At 70.0% G+C, this 14,895-nt stretch carries 16 protein-coding genes; 11 read left to right on the forward strand and 5 right to left on the reverse strand.

Annotated features, from left to right (window positions below; genetic code table 11):
* Position 1: 1 nt before the first annotated feature.
* Both IEX89_RS16145 and IEX89_RS16150 read right to left on the reverse strand, forming a co-directional pair.
* Positions 2-949, reverse strand: coding sequence for a bifunctional riboflavin kinase/FAD synthetase (locus tag IEX89_RS16145; RefSeq protein WP_244645509.1), 948 nt, complete (start codon positions 947-949; stop codon positions 2-4).
* 113 nt (positions 950-1,062) lie between these two features.
* Positions 1,063-1,536 carry a MaoC family dehydratase gene (locus tag IEX89_RS16150; protein WP_373290597.1) on the reverse strand — a complete coding sequence of 158 codons (474 nt, stop codon included), beginning with the start codon at positions 1,534-1,536 and terminating at the stop codon, positions 1,063-1,065.
* A gap of 241 nt (positions 1,537-1,777) precedes the next feature.
* On the opposite strand from IEX89_RS16150, the gene IEX89_RS16155 reads away from it, so the two are divergent.
* Both IEX89_RS16155 and IEX89_RS16160 read left to right on the forward strand, forming a co-directional pair.
* On the forward strand, positions 1,778-2,161 hold the full coding sequence (locus tag IEX89_RS16155) for a response regulator (RefSeq protein ID WP_029030313.1): 384 nt from the start codon (positions 1,778-1,780) through the stop codon (positions 2,159-2,161).
* Between the two features lie 80 nt (positions 2,162-2,241).
* On the forward strand, positions 2,242-2,811 hold the full coding sequence (locus tag IEX89_RS16160; protein WP_188914267.1) for a protein phosphatase CheZ: 570 nt from the start codon (positions 2,242-2,244) through the stop codon (positions 2,809-2,811).
* A 16-nt stretch (positions 2,812-2,827) separates the two neighbouring features.
* Here IEX89_RS16160 and IEX89_RS16165 read toward each other — a convergent pair whose 3' ends face one another.
* Positions 2,828-3,610 (reverse strand): Crp/Fnr family transcriptional regulator, encoded by a 783-nt coding sequence (locus tag IEX89_RS16165; RefSeq protein ID WP_188914268.1) that lies wholly within the window; start codon positions 3,608-3,610, stop codon positions 2,828-2,830.
* Between the two features lie 241 nt (positions 3,611-3,851).
* On the opposite strand from IEX89_RS16165, the gene IEX89_RS16170 reads away from it, so the two are divergent.
* The 5 genes from IEX89_RS16170 (at position 3,852) to fliI (ending at position 8,402) form a co-directional block, all read left to right on the forward strand.
* Positions 3,852-4,883, forward strand: a complete 1,032-nt coding sequence (locus IEX89_RS16170) for a sensor histidine kinase (RefSeq protein ID WP_188914269.1) — start codon at positions 3,852-3,854, stop codon at positions 4,881-4,883.
* Positions 4,884-4,986: 103 nt separating this feature from the next.
* Complete coding sequence (locus IEX89_RS16175) at positions 4,987-5,766, forward strand: DUF1217 domain-containing protein (protein WP_188914270.1); 780 nt, start codon at positions 4,987-4,989, stop codon at positions 5,764-5,766.
* 22 nt (positions 5,767-5,788) lie between these two features.
* Positions 5,789-6,520 (forward strand): flagellar basal-body rod protein FlgF, encoded by a 732-nt coding sequence (gene flgF, locus IEX89_RS16180; RefSeq protein WP_188914271.1) that lies wholly within the window; start codon positions 5,789-5,791, stop codon positions 6,518-6,520.
* Complete coding sequence (locus tag IEX89_RS16185) at positions 6,520-7,062, forward strand: hypothetical protein (RefSeq protein WP_188914272.1); 543 nt, start codon at positions 6,520-6,522, stop codon at positions 7,060-7,062. Before flgF ends, IEX89_RS16185 begins: the two co-directional genes overlap by 1 nt.
* Entirely contained in the window at positions 7,059-8,402 is a 1,344-nt protein-coding gene (gene fliI, locus IEX89_RS16190; RefSeq protein ID WP_188914273.1) for a flagellar protein export ATPase FliI, read from the forward strand. Before IEX89_RS16185 ends, fliI begins: the two co-directional genes overlap by 4 nt.
* 34 nt (positions 8,403-8,436) lie before the next feature.
* On the opposite strand, the gene IEX89_RS16195 is transcribed toward fliI, so the two are convergent.
* Positions 8,437-9,162, reverse strand: a complete 726-nt coding sequence (locus IEX89_RS16195) for a ribonuclease activity regulator RraA (protein ID WP_188914274.1) — start codon at positions 9,160-9,162, stop codon at positions 8,437-8,439.
* A gap of 10 nt (positions 9,163-9,172) precedes the next feature.
* A complete protein-coding gene (gene araD, locus IEX89_RS16200; RefSeq protein WP_188914275.1) occupies positions 9,173-10,921 on the reverse strand; it encodes an L-arabinonate dehydratase in 1,749 nt (582 codons plus the stop codon).
* 595 nt (positions 10,922-11,516) lie between these two features.
* Between araD and IEX89_RS16205 the strand changes: the two genes are divergently transcribed.
* From IEX89_RS16205 to IEX89_RS16220, 4 genes are read left to right on the forward strand one after another with little or no spacing between them, the layout of a single operon-like run.
* Entirely contained in the window at positions 11,517-12,425 is a 909-nt protein-coding gene (locus IEX89_RS16205) for a HalD/BesD family halogenase (RefSeq protein ID WP_444544459.1), read from the forward strand.
* Positions 12,338-13,348: a phosphotransferase enzyme family protein gene (locus IEX89_RS16210; RefSeq protein ID WP_188914277.1), complete on the forward strand. Its 1,011-nt coding sequence runs from the start codon at positions 12,338-12,340 to the stop codon at positions 13,346-13,348. Before IEX89_RS16205 ends, IEX89_RS16210 begins: the two co-directional genes overlap by 88 nt.
* Before the next feature lies 1 nt (position 13,349).
* On the forward strand, positions 13,350-14,018 hold the full coding sequence (locus tag IEX89_RS16215; RefSeq protein ID WP_188914278.1) for a hypothetical protein: 669 nt from the start codon (positions 13,350-13,352) through the stop codon (positions 14,016-14,018).
* A complete protein-coding gene (locus tag IEX89_RS16220) occupies positions 14,015-14,758 on the forward strand; it encodes a phosphocholine cytidylyltransferase family protein (protein ID WP_188914279.1) in 744 nt (247 codons plus the stop codon). Before IEX89_RS16215 ends, IEX89_RS16220 begins: the two co-directional genes overlap by 4 nt.
* Positions 14,759-14,895: the final 137 nt, after the last annotated feature.

A 14,895-nucleotide genomic window follows, 5' to 3' on the forward strand; every position in this document is an offset into this window, starting at 1 on the left:
GTCACAGCATCGACTCGAGCCCGTCCTGCTCCGCCAGCAGCTCGCGGGCCCGGGCGGAATCCCGGTCCATCTGGGCGATCAGCGCCTGGGCGCTGTCGAAGCGCTCCTCGCCGCGGATGAAGCCGACGAGCTCGACGCCGACCTCCTTGCCGTAGAGGTCGCCGGCGAAATCGAACACGAAGGTCTCGAGCAGCGGCGCGCCGTCGTCGAAGGTCGGGCGCCGGCCGTAGCTCGCTACGCCGTCGCGCACCACGTCGTCGGCGGACAGCCGCACGGCGTAGATGCCGTGGGCGAGGCCGCAGCCTTCGGGAAGCGCCATGTTGGCGGTGGGATAGCCGAGCGTGCGCCCGCGCTTGTCGCCGTGGCGCACCTCGCCGAGAACGAACCAGCGATAGCCCAGCAGCGCGTTGGCGCGCGCGATCGCCCCCTCCGCCAGGGCCGCGCGGATCGCGGAGGACGAGACCGGCGCGCCCGCTTCCTCCACCACGGGAACGACGTCGCAGCCGATGCCGCGGGCCGCGCACAATTCGGTGAGGATCGCCGGGGTGCCGGCGCGGCCCTTGCCGAAATGGAAATCGTAGCCGACGACGACGCCGGACGCGTCGAGCGCGCCGGCGATCAGCTCGTCGACGAAGGCCTCCGGGCTCATCCCTGCGAGCGCGGCGTCGAAGGCGCGCACGTGCACGGCATCGACCCCCGAGCGGGCCAGCACGCGCGCCTTCTCCGCCTGCGGCGTGATGCGGAAGAGGGGCTTGTCCGGCTGGAAATAGGCGCGCGGATGCGGCTCGAAGGTGAGGACCGCGCTCGAGACGCCGCGGGCGGCGGCCTTCTCGCGCGCGTTGGCGAGGAGCGTGCGGTGGCCGCGATGGACACCGTCGAAATTGCCGATGGCGACGACGGGACCGCGCCGCCCGGGCGCCGGGGGTACGTGGGTGCGGCTCTCGTTCATCGCCGATCGCGCGGCGGGGCCGCCTTGCCGGCCGGAGGTGTTCTCGCTCATGAGCGAAGGAGTTGCGTCAGCCGCGCCGACAAATCAAGCCGGAACGGCCTGCGCGAGAGCGCTCAGTGCACCGGACGGCTCGGCACGGCGACCCAGGCCTCGCCCTCGAGCACCGCCTTGCCGTCGACCCGCGCCTCGCAGAAGAGCCGCGCGCGACGCCGCTCGGGCACGAGCTCGACGATCTCCACGCTCGCGCACACCACGTCCCCGATGCGCACGGGGGCGAGGAATTGCAGCGATTGCGAGAGGTAGACCGCGCCCGGCCCCGGCAGGCGGGTGCCGAGGATCGCCGAGATCAGGCTCGCCGTGAACATGCCGTGCGCGATCCGCTGGCCGAAGCGCGTCGCCTGGGCGTAGCGCTCGCACAGATGGATCGGGTTCGTGTCCCCCGAGATCTCGGCGAAGCGCGCGAGATCGTACTCCATGACGGTGCGCATCAGCTCCGCATGGGCGCCGACGGCGAGGTCCTCGAAGTAGAGAACGGGAAAGGTCTGCATGTCCTCGCGTGCGGCGGCGCGGACGTTCGCGGCCATCATCGCTGTCCTCCTGGGTTCGCGACGAAGAATAGAGTGCACCGGCAACTCGCTTCCATGAGACTTTGGTTCCGTTGGACCGAAGTCGCATGGCCGAAGGTCGAGCCTCGCGCCGATTAACCGCTTCGCAACAGGAGCCGGGTTAGAGAAGCCGATATCGGCGTCCCCCCGTGGAGGCCGCCTCGATCACCGTCTTCTCGCCGCCCGGAAGGATGCGGCGGCACGTGAAACCGGAGCTTGGGACATGGCCCTCGACCTCAAGATGCCGATCCTCGTCGTCGACGATTATCAGACGATGGTCCGCATCATCCGCAACCTCCTCAAGCAGCTCGGCTTCGAGGACGTCGACGACGCCTCCGACGGCACGGCGGCCCTCGCCAAGCTCAAGGAGAAGAAGTACGGCCTCGTCATCTCCGACTGGAACATGGAGCCGATGACCGGCTACGAGCTCCTGCGCCACGTGCGCTCGGACGAGGCGCTGCGCGTGACGCCCTTCATCATGGTCACGGCCGAATCGAAGACGGAGAACGTCATCGCGGCCAAGAAGGCGGGCGTGAACAACTACATCGTCAAGCCCTTCAACGCCCAGACGCTGAAGGCCAAGATCGAGGCCGTCTGCGGCTCCTGAGCCCGATGCCCGCAACGCGTCCCGCGGCACGCGCCGCGGGCTCGCCCGCCACGAACGAACAACGAGCGAAAGGTGGCACCATGGCGACGGCTTCGGCACAACGCGTCCGCACGAGGTCGCGAGGCGCGCCCATCGATCCGGGCGGAATCGACCTGCCCCTCATCGTCCGCGAGCTCTCCGCGGTCGCCGAATACGTGACGAAGATCAAGCGCGAGATCGGGGCGCTGCGCGCCAACGAGCTCTACCGGGCCCGAATCCCGGTGGCGCACGACGAGCTCGGCAACGTGGTCAACGCCACGCAATCGGCCACGAACACGATCATGGCCGCCGCCGAGGAGATCCTCGGCTCGCGCGAGGAGGATTTCGAGACCTACCGCACCTTCGTGCAGGACAAGGTCACGCAGATCTTCGAGGCCTGCTCCTTCCAGGACATCACCGGCCAGCGGATCAACAAGGTCGTCGACGAGCTCGCCCAGGTGGAAAAGCGCCTCTCGCGCTTCGCCGAGGCGGTGAACCTGCGCGACCAGGCCGCCCACGTCGACCCGGAGGACGCCGCGAAGCAGGCCCGCAAGGAGCAGCTCCTGCTCAACGGCCCGCAGGACGCCGCCGTCGCGGTGAGCCAGGACGACATCGACGCCCTCTTCGGGTGAAGCGCGAAAAAGCCCCTCAGCCCACCGCCTCGGCGATGCGCGGGCGCGGCGGCGCCTCCTCGGGATAGACACCCTGGAGGACCGCCTCGAAATGCCCGCGCACCAGCGCGTTGCAGCGGCACGCGCCGGTGGCCAGGAGGCCGCGATCGAGGATCTCGATGCGCCCGCGCGTGACCCTGAGCGCGCCGCGCTCGCGATAGGTGCGGATCACCCGGCTCAGATAGCTGCGCCCGACCCCCAGCATGGAGGCGAGCTGCTCCTGCGTCATCGGGATCGAGGCCTCTCCCGTGCGCTCCTCCGCCGCGATCAGCCATTTCGCCGCCCGCTGCTCCAGCGTGTGCGCGGCGTTGCAGGCCACCGACTGGAAGACCTGCGCCAGCAGGCAATCGGCATAGCGCGCGAACAGGTCCGCGATGCGCGGGCTCGTGCGCTTGGCCGCCTCCAGCGTGCTAACCGGCAGGCGCAGGAAGCGGCCGGGATGCTGCACCACCGAGCGCGAATAGGCCGGCAGGCGTCCGCGGCTGACGATGCCGCCCACCGCCCCCTCGCGCCCGATCAGCACCGTCTCCACCGCCCGCCCGTCGGGCAGCGGCACCAGGAACGAGGCGAGGCTCTGCCCGCAGGGAAAGTAGGCGTAGGCGACGTGGTCGCCCGGCTCGTAGAGGATCGCGTCGCGTCCGCCCTCCCAGATCTCGAGATGCGGCATGAGCTGCGCCAGATCCTCGTGGCGCAGCGTGCGCAGGAGGTTGTTGCCCTCGACATGGGCGGGCAATGTGTTCGTCTGGCCCGTGACCAGCATGGCGGCCTTCCCCTCGGCTTCATCGAAGTTCGAGCTTCAACGCGCGAAGCTTCGCCGTGGTTCGCCGTGGTTGGCCGCGACGCGCGCCGTGCGGCATCGAGCGTCGACGAGTGTGCACTTGTGCGCTGACAGGACGCCGCGAGCGGATTAGGCCGGAAATCCCACGGCAGGCGCGAGGCGGCGGAGATCGCGACGCCGCCCTCCCCCGAGCGCGCGCCGCCGGCGCGAGGAGACGCTTTCGATGCGTATCGAGGCCGTGCCGGCGCCGCCGCTGCTGCGCCTGTTCGACGCCACCGCCGGCCTGCGCGCAAAGCCCCGTCTCGGCTACGGCGTCGCATTGGCCGGCTTCCTCGTCGCCCTCGCCCTGCGCCTCGCGGTCGGCGGCGCGCTCGTCGGCTATCCCTACATCACCTTCTTCCCCGTCGTGGTGGTCACGACCTTCCTCGGCGGCGTGCGCCCGGGCCTCTTCGCCGCGACGATCTGCGGGCTCGCGGCCTGGTACTGGTTCATCCCGCCCGAGCGCTCCTTCGCGCTTTTGTGGCCCTCGACGGCCATCGCGCTCGCCTTCTACGTCCTCGTCGTGGGCGTCGAGATCGCGCTCATCCACCTCATGGAGCTCTCCCGCGCGCGCTACGCGGCGGAGGAGGCGCGGGCGCGGGCTCTGCTCGCAGAGCAGCGCACGCTCTTCCACGAGCTCCAGCACCGCGTCTCGAACAACATGGCCTTCGTCGCGGCGCTGCTGACGCTGCAGCGCCGGCACGTGGGCGGCGACCCGGCGGCGCTGGCGGCCCTCGACGCCGCCCGCGCCCGGCTCGACGTGATGGGCCGCATCCACCGCCGGCTGTACGATCCCGACGCCGCGCAGGCGGGCATGGACCGGCTCCTCGTCGATTTGTGCGACGACGTCGTGCAGGCGGTGGGCGTCAAGGGCGTCGGCTGCGCCGTCGAGGCAGAGCGCGTGACGATCGCCCATCACCGCCTCCTCACCCTCGCGCTGATCGCCACCGAGATCGTGACGAACGCCCTCAAGCACGCCTATCCGGACGGCGGCCCGGGTGAGATCCGCCTCTCGCTCGGCCCCGACCCCGCGGGCGGCGCCCGCCTCGTCGTCGCCGACGACGGAAGCGGCCTGCCCGAGAGCTTCGCCGGCACCTCCCGCGAGGGGCTGGGCATGCGCATCGTCGCCGAGCTCGCCCGCCAGCTCGAGGCGACGATCGCGTGGGAACGCCGCGAGCCCGGAACGGCGGTGGTCGTGCGCTTTCCGGAGGGGTGAACGAACACCGCCCCCCCCCCCCGCGCCCCTCCAGCCCCGCGCAAGCCTCTCCGACGATCCTCCTCCTCGACCATCGCCCGTCGTTCGGGCGGGAGGAGGGATCATGCTGGCGACGGCTCTGTCCTATCGGCTCGTGGCGAGCGACCTGCCGCGGACGCTCGAGCGCACCGCGCAGGCGCCCCAGGCGTCCCGCGAGATCGCGTATTATCGCGAGAAGATCGGCACGGTGAAGTCGATCGAGGACTTCCTCGCGGACGATCGGCTCTTCTCCTTCGCCATGAAGGCCCACGGCCTCTCCGACATGACCTACGCCAAGGGCTTCATGAGGAAGGCGCTGGTCGAGGGGATCGACAGCCGCGACGCCTTCGCCGTGAAGCTCGTCGACAAGCGCTACCGCGACTTCGTGGAGACCTTCAACTTCAAGCGCCACGGCGAGACGGCGACGATCTTCTCGCGCGCCGTGCAGGGCACGATCGACAAGTACGTCCGCCAGACGCTGGAGGAGACGCAGGGGGCGCAGAACGAAGGCGTGCGGCTCGCGCTCTATTTCGAGCGCAAGGCGCCCTCGCTGCGCAACATGTACGAGATCCTCGCCGACCCCGCGCTGGCCAAGGTGGTCCGCACCGCGCTGGCGCTGCCCGATTCCATGGCCGCCACCGACATCGACCGGCAGGCGCGGCTCTTCGAGGACCGCATCGACCTCGCCGACTTCAAGGATCCGGAAAAGCTGAACGCCTTCATCGAGCGCTTCACCGGCCTGTGGGACCTCGCGAACCCGCAGGCGCCGGCGCAGGCCCCCAACGTCCTCATCGGCCAGCCGGTGACGGCGCAGATCGGCTCGGACCTGCTGATGAGCCTGCAATCCATCCGCTTCGGACGCTGAAGACGAGACACGGGATCGCCGCATGCAGCCCTCCATCTACGTCGCCCTCTCCGGCCAGGTGGCGCTCGAGCGCCGCATGGAGACCATCGCCCGCAACGTGGCGAACATGTCCACCGTCGGCTACCGCGCCGACGAGGTGACCTTCGAGGAACTGCTCTCCACCGCGGGCAAGGACCCCGTGGCCTTCGCCTCCGCCGGCGAGACCTTCGTCTCGCGCCGCGCGGGCGGGCTGGAGCAGACGGGCAACCTCCTCGACTTCGCCGTGGACGGGGACGCCTATTTCGCCTTCGAGGGGCCCAACGGGCCGGTCTATACCCGCGACGGGCGTTTCTCGATGGACGTCGAGGGCCAGCTCGTCACGACGGCGGGCTATCGCGTGCTCGACGCCGGCGGCGCGCCGATCCAGCTCGACCCGGACGGCGGCCCGCCTGTCGCCTCGCGCGACGGCATGCTGGAGCAGAACGGCGTGCAAGTAGGCGCCATCGGGCTCTTTTCCATTCCCGAGGCGGCGCGGCTCGCACGCTTCGACAATGCCGGCCTCGTGCCCGATCTCCCGGCCGAGCCGGTGCTCGACTTCGTCGGCAACGGCGTCGCCCAGGGCTACACGGAGCGCGCCAACGTCAATCCCGTGCTCGAGATGACCCGCCTCGTCATGGTCTCGCGCGCCTTCGACGCGGTGTCGAACACGATCGAGCAGTCCGAGCGCACGCAATCGAGCGCGATCCGGACTCTCGGCGGCGAGGGCGGCGCCTGATGAGCGAGATCGTCGTCCCCCTGTCGGGCCCGCCGACGGGCCTCTCCCAGGGCCTCGCCATGGGCCCTCAGGCGCACGAGCGGATCGGCCGGCTCGAGGCCGCCCGCGACGCGCTGCGCCTCGCGCGCACGCCGCCTCCCCCGCTGCCCGACGTCGCGCCGCTGCCGCCCTCCTTCGAGGATGCGCTCATAGCCCGCGCGACGCTGGCCGCCTCGCGCGTGGCGCCCCCGCCGCCGGCGCCGCCCCCGCCGCAGACGCCGGCGGACGCCTCGATCGACCTGTGGGCCAGCGAGGACATGGCGGCGGTCCCCGTCGCCGCCGGTGCGGGTGCCGCACGAGACGCCGAGCCGGTGCCGCTCGCGGCCGTGTCGCCCACCGACACCTGGGCGCCGGCGCCCGAGGAGGCGCCGCCCGCCCCCGTCGTCGTCGACGCCGAGCGCCTCGCGGCCGATCCCCGCAGCGTCTTCTCGGCCGACGTGATCGAGGCGCTCCGGGCGAGGCATCTCGGCGATCTGCCGCTGCGCCAGGACGATCGGCCGTGAGCCCGCCGCCGCCCGCCACCGCTCTCGACCGGCTCGCCGACGCCGTGAGCCGCGCCGCGCGCGAGGTCCCGCTCGTGGCGGAGGGCGGCGTCGTCGCCGCGGTCGCCCCGGGGCATTATCGCGTCGGCGGCCTCTCGCCCTTCCTGAAGCTCGGCGAGCGCGTGGCGATCCCCGGCCCGCACGGCCCGCAGATCGGCGAGGTGGTGCGCATCGACGCCGACGGCGCCACGGTGAAGCCCTTCGAGGGCGCCATCGACGCGCGGCTCGAGACCCGCGCCTGGCGCATGGAGCCCGTCTCGCTCCAGCCGGACCCCACCTGGAAGGGCCGCGTCGTCGACGCGCTCGGGCGCCCCATCGACGGGCGCGGCGACTTGCGTCACGGCGCCGGCATCGTCCATCCGTTCCGCGAGCCGCCGCCGGCCATGCGCCGGGCCCGCGTCGGCGGCCATTTCCGCACCGGCGTTCGCGCCATCGACCTGTTCACGCCGCTGTGCGCCGGCCAGCGCATCGGCGTCTTCGCGGGGTCGGGCGTGGGCAAGTCGACGCTGATCTCCATGCTCGCCGCCGCCCAGGCCGTCGACACCGTGGTGATCGCGCTCGTCGGCGAGCGCGGACGCGAGGTGCGCGAGTTCCTGGAGGAGACGCTGGGCACGCACCGCGAGAAGGCGGTGATGGTGGTCTCCACCGGCGACGAGAGCCCGATGATGCGCCGCCTCGCGCCCAATACCGCCATGGCCATCGCCGAGTTCTTCCGCGACCGGGGCGAGCACGTCCTCCTCATCGCCGATTCCGTGACCCGCTACGCCCACGCGGCCCGCGACGTGGCGCTCGCCGCCGGCGAGCCCGCCGTGTCGCGCGGCTATCCGCCGAGCGTCTTCTCCGACCTGCCGCGCCTGCTCGAGCGCGCAGGTCCCGGCTACGAGGGCACCGGCGGCACGATCACGGGCATCTTCTCGGTGCTCGTCGACGGCGACGACCACAACGACCCCGTCGCCGACGCCATCCGCGGCACGCTCGACGGCCACATCGTGCTGGAGCGCTGGATCGCCGATCGCGGCCGCTATCCCGCGATGAACCCGCTCACCTCCATTTCGCGTCTCTCGCGCAAGGTCTGGTCCCGCGACGAGCAGGCGCTGGTGCGCTCCTTCTGCGCGCTCATCGCCCGCTTCGAGGAGACCCGCGATCTGCGCCTCATGGGCGCCTACCAGCAGGGCGCGGACCCCGACCTCGACCGCGCGGTCGCCGTGGTGCCGAAGCTCTACGACGCGCTGAGGCAGGACCCCGCCTCCCCGAAGAGCGAGGACCCGTATCGCGAGCTGGCGGCGCTGCTGAAGGGCTGAGCCGCGGCTTCTTCCCTCCCCGCGCGCCCGCCTTTCAGCGTCCGGTACGCTCGCGCCAGGCCTCGTACTTGCGCAGCACGTCCTCGCGGGTCGCCGGGTAGAGGCCGATGATGGCCGCGCCGCCGCGCACCTCCTCCATCACGAAGTCCTCGAAGCTCTCCATCCCGGCGCATTCCCCGGCGATCTCGTCGGCGAGATGGGCGGGGATGACCATGACCCCGTCGCGGTCGCCCAGCATCACGTCGCCGGGAAAGACCGGCGCGTCGCCGCAGGCGATGGGGCCGTTCAGCTCGATCGCCTCGTGATGCGTCAGGTTCGTCGGCGCCGACGGCTTGGCGTAGTAGGCCGGCATGTCGAGGGCGCCGATGCCGTCGGCGTCGCGAAAACCCCCGTCGGAGACGACGCCCGCCGCGCCGCGCAGCGCGAGGCGCGTGATCAGGATCGAGCCGGCGGTGGCGGCGCGCGCGTCCTTGCGCGCGTCCATCACCAGCACGTGCCCGGGCGGGCAGGTCTCGATGGCGACGCGCTGGGGGTGGTTCGGATCGCGGAAGACCGTGATCGGGTTTCGATCCTCCCGCGCCGGGATGTAGCGCAGGGTGAAGGCCTGGCCGACCATCACCTCTCGCTTGGGCGCCACGGGCACGACGCCCTGGACGAACTGGTTGCGCAGCCCCCTCTTGTAGAGGGCGGTGGCGACGGAGGCGGTGGAGCAGGTCTTCAGCGTCGCCCGCGTCGCGTCCGAGAGCACGTAGTCGGTCATGTCGTCACCTTCAGAAGATCTCGGGCTCGCCGGCGGCGCGGCCGAAATCGGTGCGCAGGAAGTCGAAGTCGCAGCCCGTGTCGGCCTGCGAGACGTGGCGCTCGAACATCCAGCCCCAGCCGCGCTCGTAGCGGGGTGCCGGCGCCACCCACGCCGCGCGGCGACGCGCGATCTCGGCGTCGTCGACGAGCATGTCGAGGCGCCGGGCCGGCAGGTCGAGCCGCACGCGATCGCCGGTCCGCAGCAGCGCGAGCGGGCCGCCGACGAAGCTCTCGGGTGCCACGTGCAGCACGCAGGCGCCGTAGGACGTGCCGGACATCCGCGCGTCCGAGATGCGCAGCATGTCGCGATGGCCCTGCTTCAGGAGCGCCTTGGGCAAGGGCAGCATGCCCCATTCCGGGAAGCCCGGGCCGCCCTGAGGGCCGGCGTTGCGCAAGACCATCACATGGTCCGGCCCGACGTCGAGGCTCTCGTCGTCCACCGCCTTCTTCATCTCGGGATAGCTGTCGAAGACGATCGCCGGCCCCTCGTGCACGTGGAAGCGCGGGTCGCAGGCGGCGGGCTTGATGACGGCGCCGTCCGGGCAGAGGTTGCCGCGCAGGACCGCGAGGGAGCCCTCGTGATAGACCGGGTTCGAGAGCGGGCGGATGACGTCGTCGTCGAAGACTTTCGCGCCCTCCAGCGTCTCGCCCAGCGTGCGGCCGCTCACGGTGAGGCAGGACGTGTCGAGCATGTCCTCGATGCGCTTCATCAGCGCCCTGAGCCCGCCGGCATAGTAGAAATCCTCCATCAGGTATTTTTGGCCCGACGGGCGGATGTTGGCGACGAGCGGCGTCGTGCGCCCCAGCGCGTCGAGATCGTCGAGGGTCAGCGGCACGCCGGCGCGCCGCGCCATGGCGATGAGGTGGACGACCGCGTTCGTCGAGCAGCCGGTCGCCATGGCGACCACCGCGGCGTTGCGCACCGCGGCCGGCGTGATGATCCGGTCGGGCGTCAGGTCCTCCCAGACCATCTCGACGATGCGCCGCCCGCAGGCCGCCGCCATGCGCTGGTGCTCGGCGTCGACCGCGGGGATGGAGGAGGCGCCCGGCAGGCTCAGGCCCATCGCCTCGGCGATGGCGGTCATGGTGGAGGCCGTGCCCATCGTCATGCACACGCCCGCCGAGCGGGCGATGCCGCCCTGGAGGCCGACCCATTCCTCGTCCGTGAGGTTGCCGGCGCGACGCTCGTCCCAGTACTTCCAGGCGTCCGAGCCGGAGCCGAGCGTCTTGCCGGCGTAATTGCCGCGCAGCATCGGCCCTGCCGGCAGGTAGACGAACGGCACGCCGGCGCTCGTCGCGCCGAGCACGAGGCCCGGCGTGGTCTTGTCGCAGCCGCCCATCAGCACCACGCCGTCGAGCGGGTGCGCGCGGATCATCTCCTCCGTCTCCATCGCCAGCATGTTGCGGTAGAGCATGGAGGTCGGCTTGAGGAAGCTCTCGTCCAGCGAGAGCGCCGGCAATTCGACGGCGAAGCCGCCGGCCTGCGTGACGCCGCGCTTGACGTCCTGTGCGCGCTCGCGGAAATGCGCGTGGCAGGAATTGAGCTCCGACCACGTGTTCAGCACCCCGATGACGGGGCGCCCGCGGAAGTCGCCCTCCGCGTGGCCGAGCTGCATGAGGCGCGAGCGATGGCCGAAGCTGCGCAGGTCGTCGGGGGCGAACCAGCGCGCGGAGCGCAGGTCCTGCGGGTTCTTCTTCGTCGAATGGTCGCGTGGCACGGACGTTTCCCCATGGCGCACGGCACTGTTCCCGCGCTCGCGTCCGCCGAAGGGCGGCACCCGAGATCGCGTCGGCCGGCTTGCTCGCCATGCTCGTGCAGGAATGCGCCGGCGGCAAGCCCGCGCAGGTGCCGTGACACGGTCCGGCGTCGCGCACGCCGGGAGCGCAACGCCGCCGCCCGCGTCTCGGCTTCCCGGTAATGCGCCGCGCTCTCGGCCATGATCGGCGCCTTCCGATCGTCGATTGCTCTGCTGTCGAGCTTCGCACGGTCGGGTTCGGCTGCCAAGCTGGACGGCAAGTCCGACCGGCATGGCGCCGGTGAGTTGTGTCGACGCAGCGCGAGGGCTTGGAGCCCCACATCGAGACAATGACCAGCACCAACGCAATGGGTAAGTGTTTCTACTGATATGACAATTTGACGACAGCGGATTGACGCAACTGAGAGGCTGCAGATAATACGCCCCAAGAGCGGATCGTAGGCACCTAAAGAAATTTTAGGTCTGGTGCTCCGCTTCTCAATTTCATCCGGAGGATGCACTCACGAACCTCGATGCTCGGATCTCCGCATCCATCGCGACGCGGAGCGAGGACGAAATTGCTCGGCTGACGCAGGAGTTCGCTACGAATCACGTCGTCATAATCGATGATCTGCTTCCCGCGGACATCCTGCCGCAGCTGATGGCCGAGTGTTCCCGGCTGCTGGCGAACGAGGCCCGGCGGCGCGAGACCACCATAAGGGAAAGCGGCAACACACCCCGGGCCTATCTCAGTGTCGGACGCGACGCGATCGCCCGGAGCTCCACGATCATCCCGGCCCTGTTCGCCAACGAGAGCGTCCGAGCGTTCCTCTCGAAGCTCGCCGGCGAGCGCCTGGAACGCGTCCCGTACAAGCCAGAGGAATACATCCTCAACAGCGCCACGGCGTCGGGAGACACCCACGGCTGGCATTGGGACGACTACGCCTACGCGCTCATCTTCGTGATCGAGGCTCCGGATCCCTTCCTCGGCGGGCGCGTGGAATACATGCCCCACGTCGAATGGCGGAAGGAAGACACCGAGCAATACCTGAGAGGGCTTCTGACCTCGTCCGAGACGCGCTCCGCCTACGTGAAGGCCGGTCAGTGCTACCTGATGAAGGCCAACACGACGCTCCACCGCGTCACGCCGCTGACGGGAGACACGCGGAGGACCGTCGTGGTCTTCACCTATGCCTCTCCCGAGGACATGACGTCCGACTCCATCACGCACACCTCGATGGAGGAACTCTACCCGGAAAGCTCAGTCGAGCCCCTCGCCGCTTCCGGCGGCCTGACGTCGAGACTTCGATCATGGAAGTCCCATCGCCACGATACGCCGTGCACATCGTGGCGATGTGCGGCCGCTGTTGCGGATCGGCTCGCCCGGAGGGCATCGACTTGCGCGCCTACGACGAACTCACACGGTCGGGACAGATCCGGCGCATGGGCCGCGTCGCCGGAGAGGCGCTGCGCCGGTACGGGCTGAAGGAACCCCGCTTGACGGTGCTTCGCCACGTGGAGAATACGACCTTTCACGTCCGCGTGCCTGGAGAATGCTCCGGCGATCATGACGGCGGTCGCTATCTGCTGCGCGTGCACGGCTACCAGCAGGCTCGCGCGGTCGACTCCGAATGCGCGTGGCTGCTCCACCTCTCCGGGCGTGCCGAGCTTCCCTGTCCGGTGCCCGTCACGACGTCGGATGGATGCCTGTCCGTATCGGTGGAGGTGTCGGGCGCCGCGGCGGCTCGAACCTGCTCTCTTCTACGCTGGGTTCCGGGGCGCCACCGGCGGCATTGGGCTCCAAAACCGATACATTTCCGTCGGCTCGGACGACTGATGGGCCGTCTCCACGCCGCCGCGAGCGCCTGGGACCGGCCGGGAACCTTCGTGCGCCCGACCTGGAATTGGGACGGCCTGTTCGGCGGAGAGGGCGCGTTCGGGCAGATCGGCGTCGCCGGTTGGTCCCGCCTGCCGCTGGAGCACGTGGATCGATTCCGCGCGGCGGCCGAGCGAATTGCAGCGACCATGGCGGCACTCGGCACGGGCTCGGACGCATTCGGCCTGATCCACGCCGACCTGCATTTCGACAACGTCGTGTTTCGCCACGGCGAGCCGATCGCGATCGATTTCGATGATTGCGGGGCGGGATATTGGGCCTACGACATCGCGACCGCCCTCCGGCCTTGGCGCCTGGACCCGCAATTCGACGCGGTTCGGAGTGCCTTCGAGGAGGGCTATCGCAGCGAGCGGGCACTGCCGGCGGGGTTGGAGGCTCTCGACCACTTCATCGTTGCGCGGCACCTCGCGACCACCCTCTGGGCGGCCAGCCGCGCCGGCTCGAACGCGGAGCTGGCCCGATCCCTCCCGGCACGATGCGCGGCCACCTCCGCAGCGATCGGGATGATGTGACATGCAGACGCTCCGGCGATTTCGAAACGCACATGCCGGACGACGCGGCTTCGTGATCGGCACCGGAATGTCGGTCTCGATCGTCGTGAACGAGTTCGGGCTGAGGCCGAGCCTCCTGGCTTCCGAGATCGTGGTCGGCTGCAAGCAGGCGCACCGCCTGTTTCCGCTCCGCTATTTCGTCTCGATGGACGCGCCTTTCGTCCATCGGGAGGCGGAAGCGCTCGCCGGCTCCCCCTTCGTCAAGTTCGTCACCGATGCCATCGAAACGGTGCCGACGAACGCGCGTGACGATACCCTGGTGCCGCTGTCCGCGAGCCTCCGCCCTAGGTCCGGCGTCGTCGTTCCGACGGGTTTCGAGGACATTCGCACGGACGGCGACACGGGGCTCGTCGCGCTGCAGGTGGCCTATCTGCTCGGGCTCGATCCGATTTATGTTCTCGGTCTGGGTGATCGCCTGCACGAGGGACGCCTGCACTTCCACGGCGAATCGAAGCGGGTGCGTTCGCAAGACACCGTCTCCGCGATGGCGGGCGACTTGCTGCCGCTGGTGAGCGAACTCGTCGCCGCCGGTGTCGCCATCCGGTCCTGCTCCCCGATCTCGAACATCAACACGATCGTGCCATACGTCGATATTCGCAACGTCACGCGCGGGGAGGAAGACGCCACGTGAAAGCGATACTGCTCGCCGCCGGACGGGGCAGCCGTCTGGGTTCCCATACGGACGCCATGCCCAAGAGCCTTCTCGATCTCGGCGGCACGCCCCTGATCGTGCGCAGCCTGCACGCGTTGCGGGCTGCAGGAGTACAGAAGGCGGTGGTCGTTACGGACTACCTGCACGAGATGCTCGCAGAGGCCATCCGCCGAAGCTTCGACGAGGCCTTCTGCCGGATCATCGTCAATCCCGACTACACCCACGGCACAGCGTCTTCCCTGCGCTGCGCGGCCGATGAGCTCGCCGGAGACCTCCTTCTGCTGGAGGCCGACCTTCTCTATGACGAGGAAGTCCCGAGGCGCATGCTCGCGGCCGGGGACGCTCTTGCGCTCGGCCGGTTCGGGCACAATCGCATCGAGGGCAAGATCGTCCTGCGCAATGGTCTCATCGCCTCCATCGCTTGGGGCGGCGCTGATGTGCAGGCCGATGGAGACTGGGTCGGGCTCACCAGGCTGTCGCCGCCGGTCGCCGAAGCCATCAGGCGGATGCTTGATGAGCCGTTCGATCCGAGCTACCCCGCATTGCAGAGCTACACGACCTACGTCTTCGCTCTGGTCGAGCGCTTCCCATTCCGCGCGGTGAACCTCGACGATCTTCCATGGATCGAAATCGACAACGAGGAAGACCTCCTCGCAGCGCGACGAGACGTTCTGCCCCGCCTGGGCTCCATCTCAGGCGGCAAGGAGATCGATACATGATCGTGAACGAGCCGACGGCCGCTCCCGCTCGGGCCGGTCGTGTCCCCGATGGTGGTGTAGCTCGACGGGAGCGGAGCCGTCCGGCCGCGCGCCCTCCATAGCGCCGTAGCGGACGGACGGCTTCGCGGGTGGTCATC

Source organism: Salinarimonas ramus (assembly GCF_014645695.1).
GTDB lineage: Bacteria > Pseudomonadota > Alphaproteobacteria > Rhizobiales > Beijerinckiaceae > Salinarimonas > Salinarimonas ramus.

Excerpts from the sequence above, each read along its gene's own strand:
- IEX89_RS16195 (WP_188914274.1), bottom strand. The coding sequence starts at position 9,162 with ATGACCGACTACGTGCTCTCGGACGCGACGCGGGCGACGCTGAAGACC.
- IEX89_RS16165 (WP_188914268.1), bottom strand. The coding sequence starts at position 3,610 with ATGCTGGTCACGGGCCAGACGAACACATTGCCCGCCCATGTCGAGGGC.
- IEX89_RS16175 (WP_188914270.1), top strand. The coding sequence starts at position 4,987 with ATGCTGGCGACGGCTCTGTCCTATCGGCTCGTGGCGAGCGACCTGCCG.
- IEX89_RS16215 (WP_188914278.1), top strand. The coding sequence starts at position 13,350 with ATGCAGACGCTCCGGCGATTTCGAAACGCACATGCCGGACGACGCGGC.
- IEX89_RS16170 (WP_188914269.1), top strand. The coding sequence starts at position 3,852 with ATGCGTATCGAGGCCGTGCCGGCGCCGCCGCTGCTGCGCCTGTTCGAC.
- IEX89_RS16185 (WP_188914272.1), top strand. The coding sequence starts at position 6,520 with ATGAGCGAGATCGTCGTCCCCCTGTCGGGCCCGCCGACGGGCCTCTCC.
- IEX89_RS16145 (WP_244645509.1), bottom strand. The coding sequence starts at position 949 with ATGAACGAGAGCCGCACCCACGTACCCCCGGCGCCCGGGCGGCGCGGT.
- flgF (WP_188914271.1), top strand. The coding sequence starts at position 5,789 with ATGCAGCCCTCCATCTACGTCGCCCTCTCCGGCCAGGTGGCGCTCGAG.
- IEX89_RS16150 (WP_373290597.1), bottom strand. The coding sequence starts at position 1,536 with ATGATGGCCGCGAACGTCCGCGCCGCCGCACGCGAGGACATGCAGACC.
- IEX89_RS16155 (WP_029030313.1), top strand. The coding sequence starts at position 1,778 with ATGGCCCTCGACCTCAAGATGCCGATCCTCGTCGTCGACGATTATCAG.
- IEX89_RS16160 (WP_188914267.1), top strand. The coding sequence starts at position 2,242 with ATGGCGACGGCTTCGGCACAACGCGTCCGCACGAGGTCGCGAGGCGCG.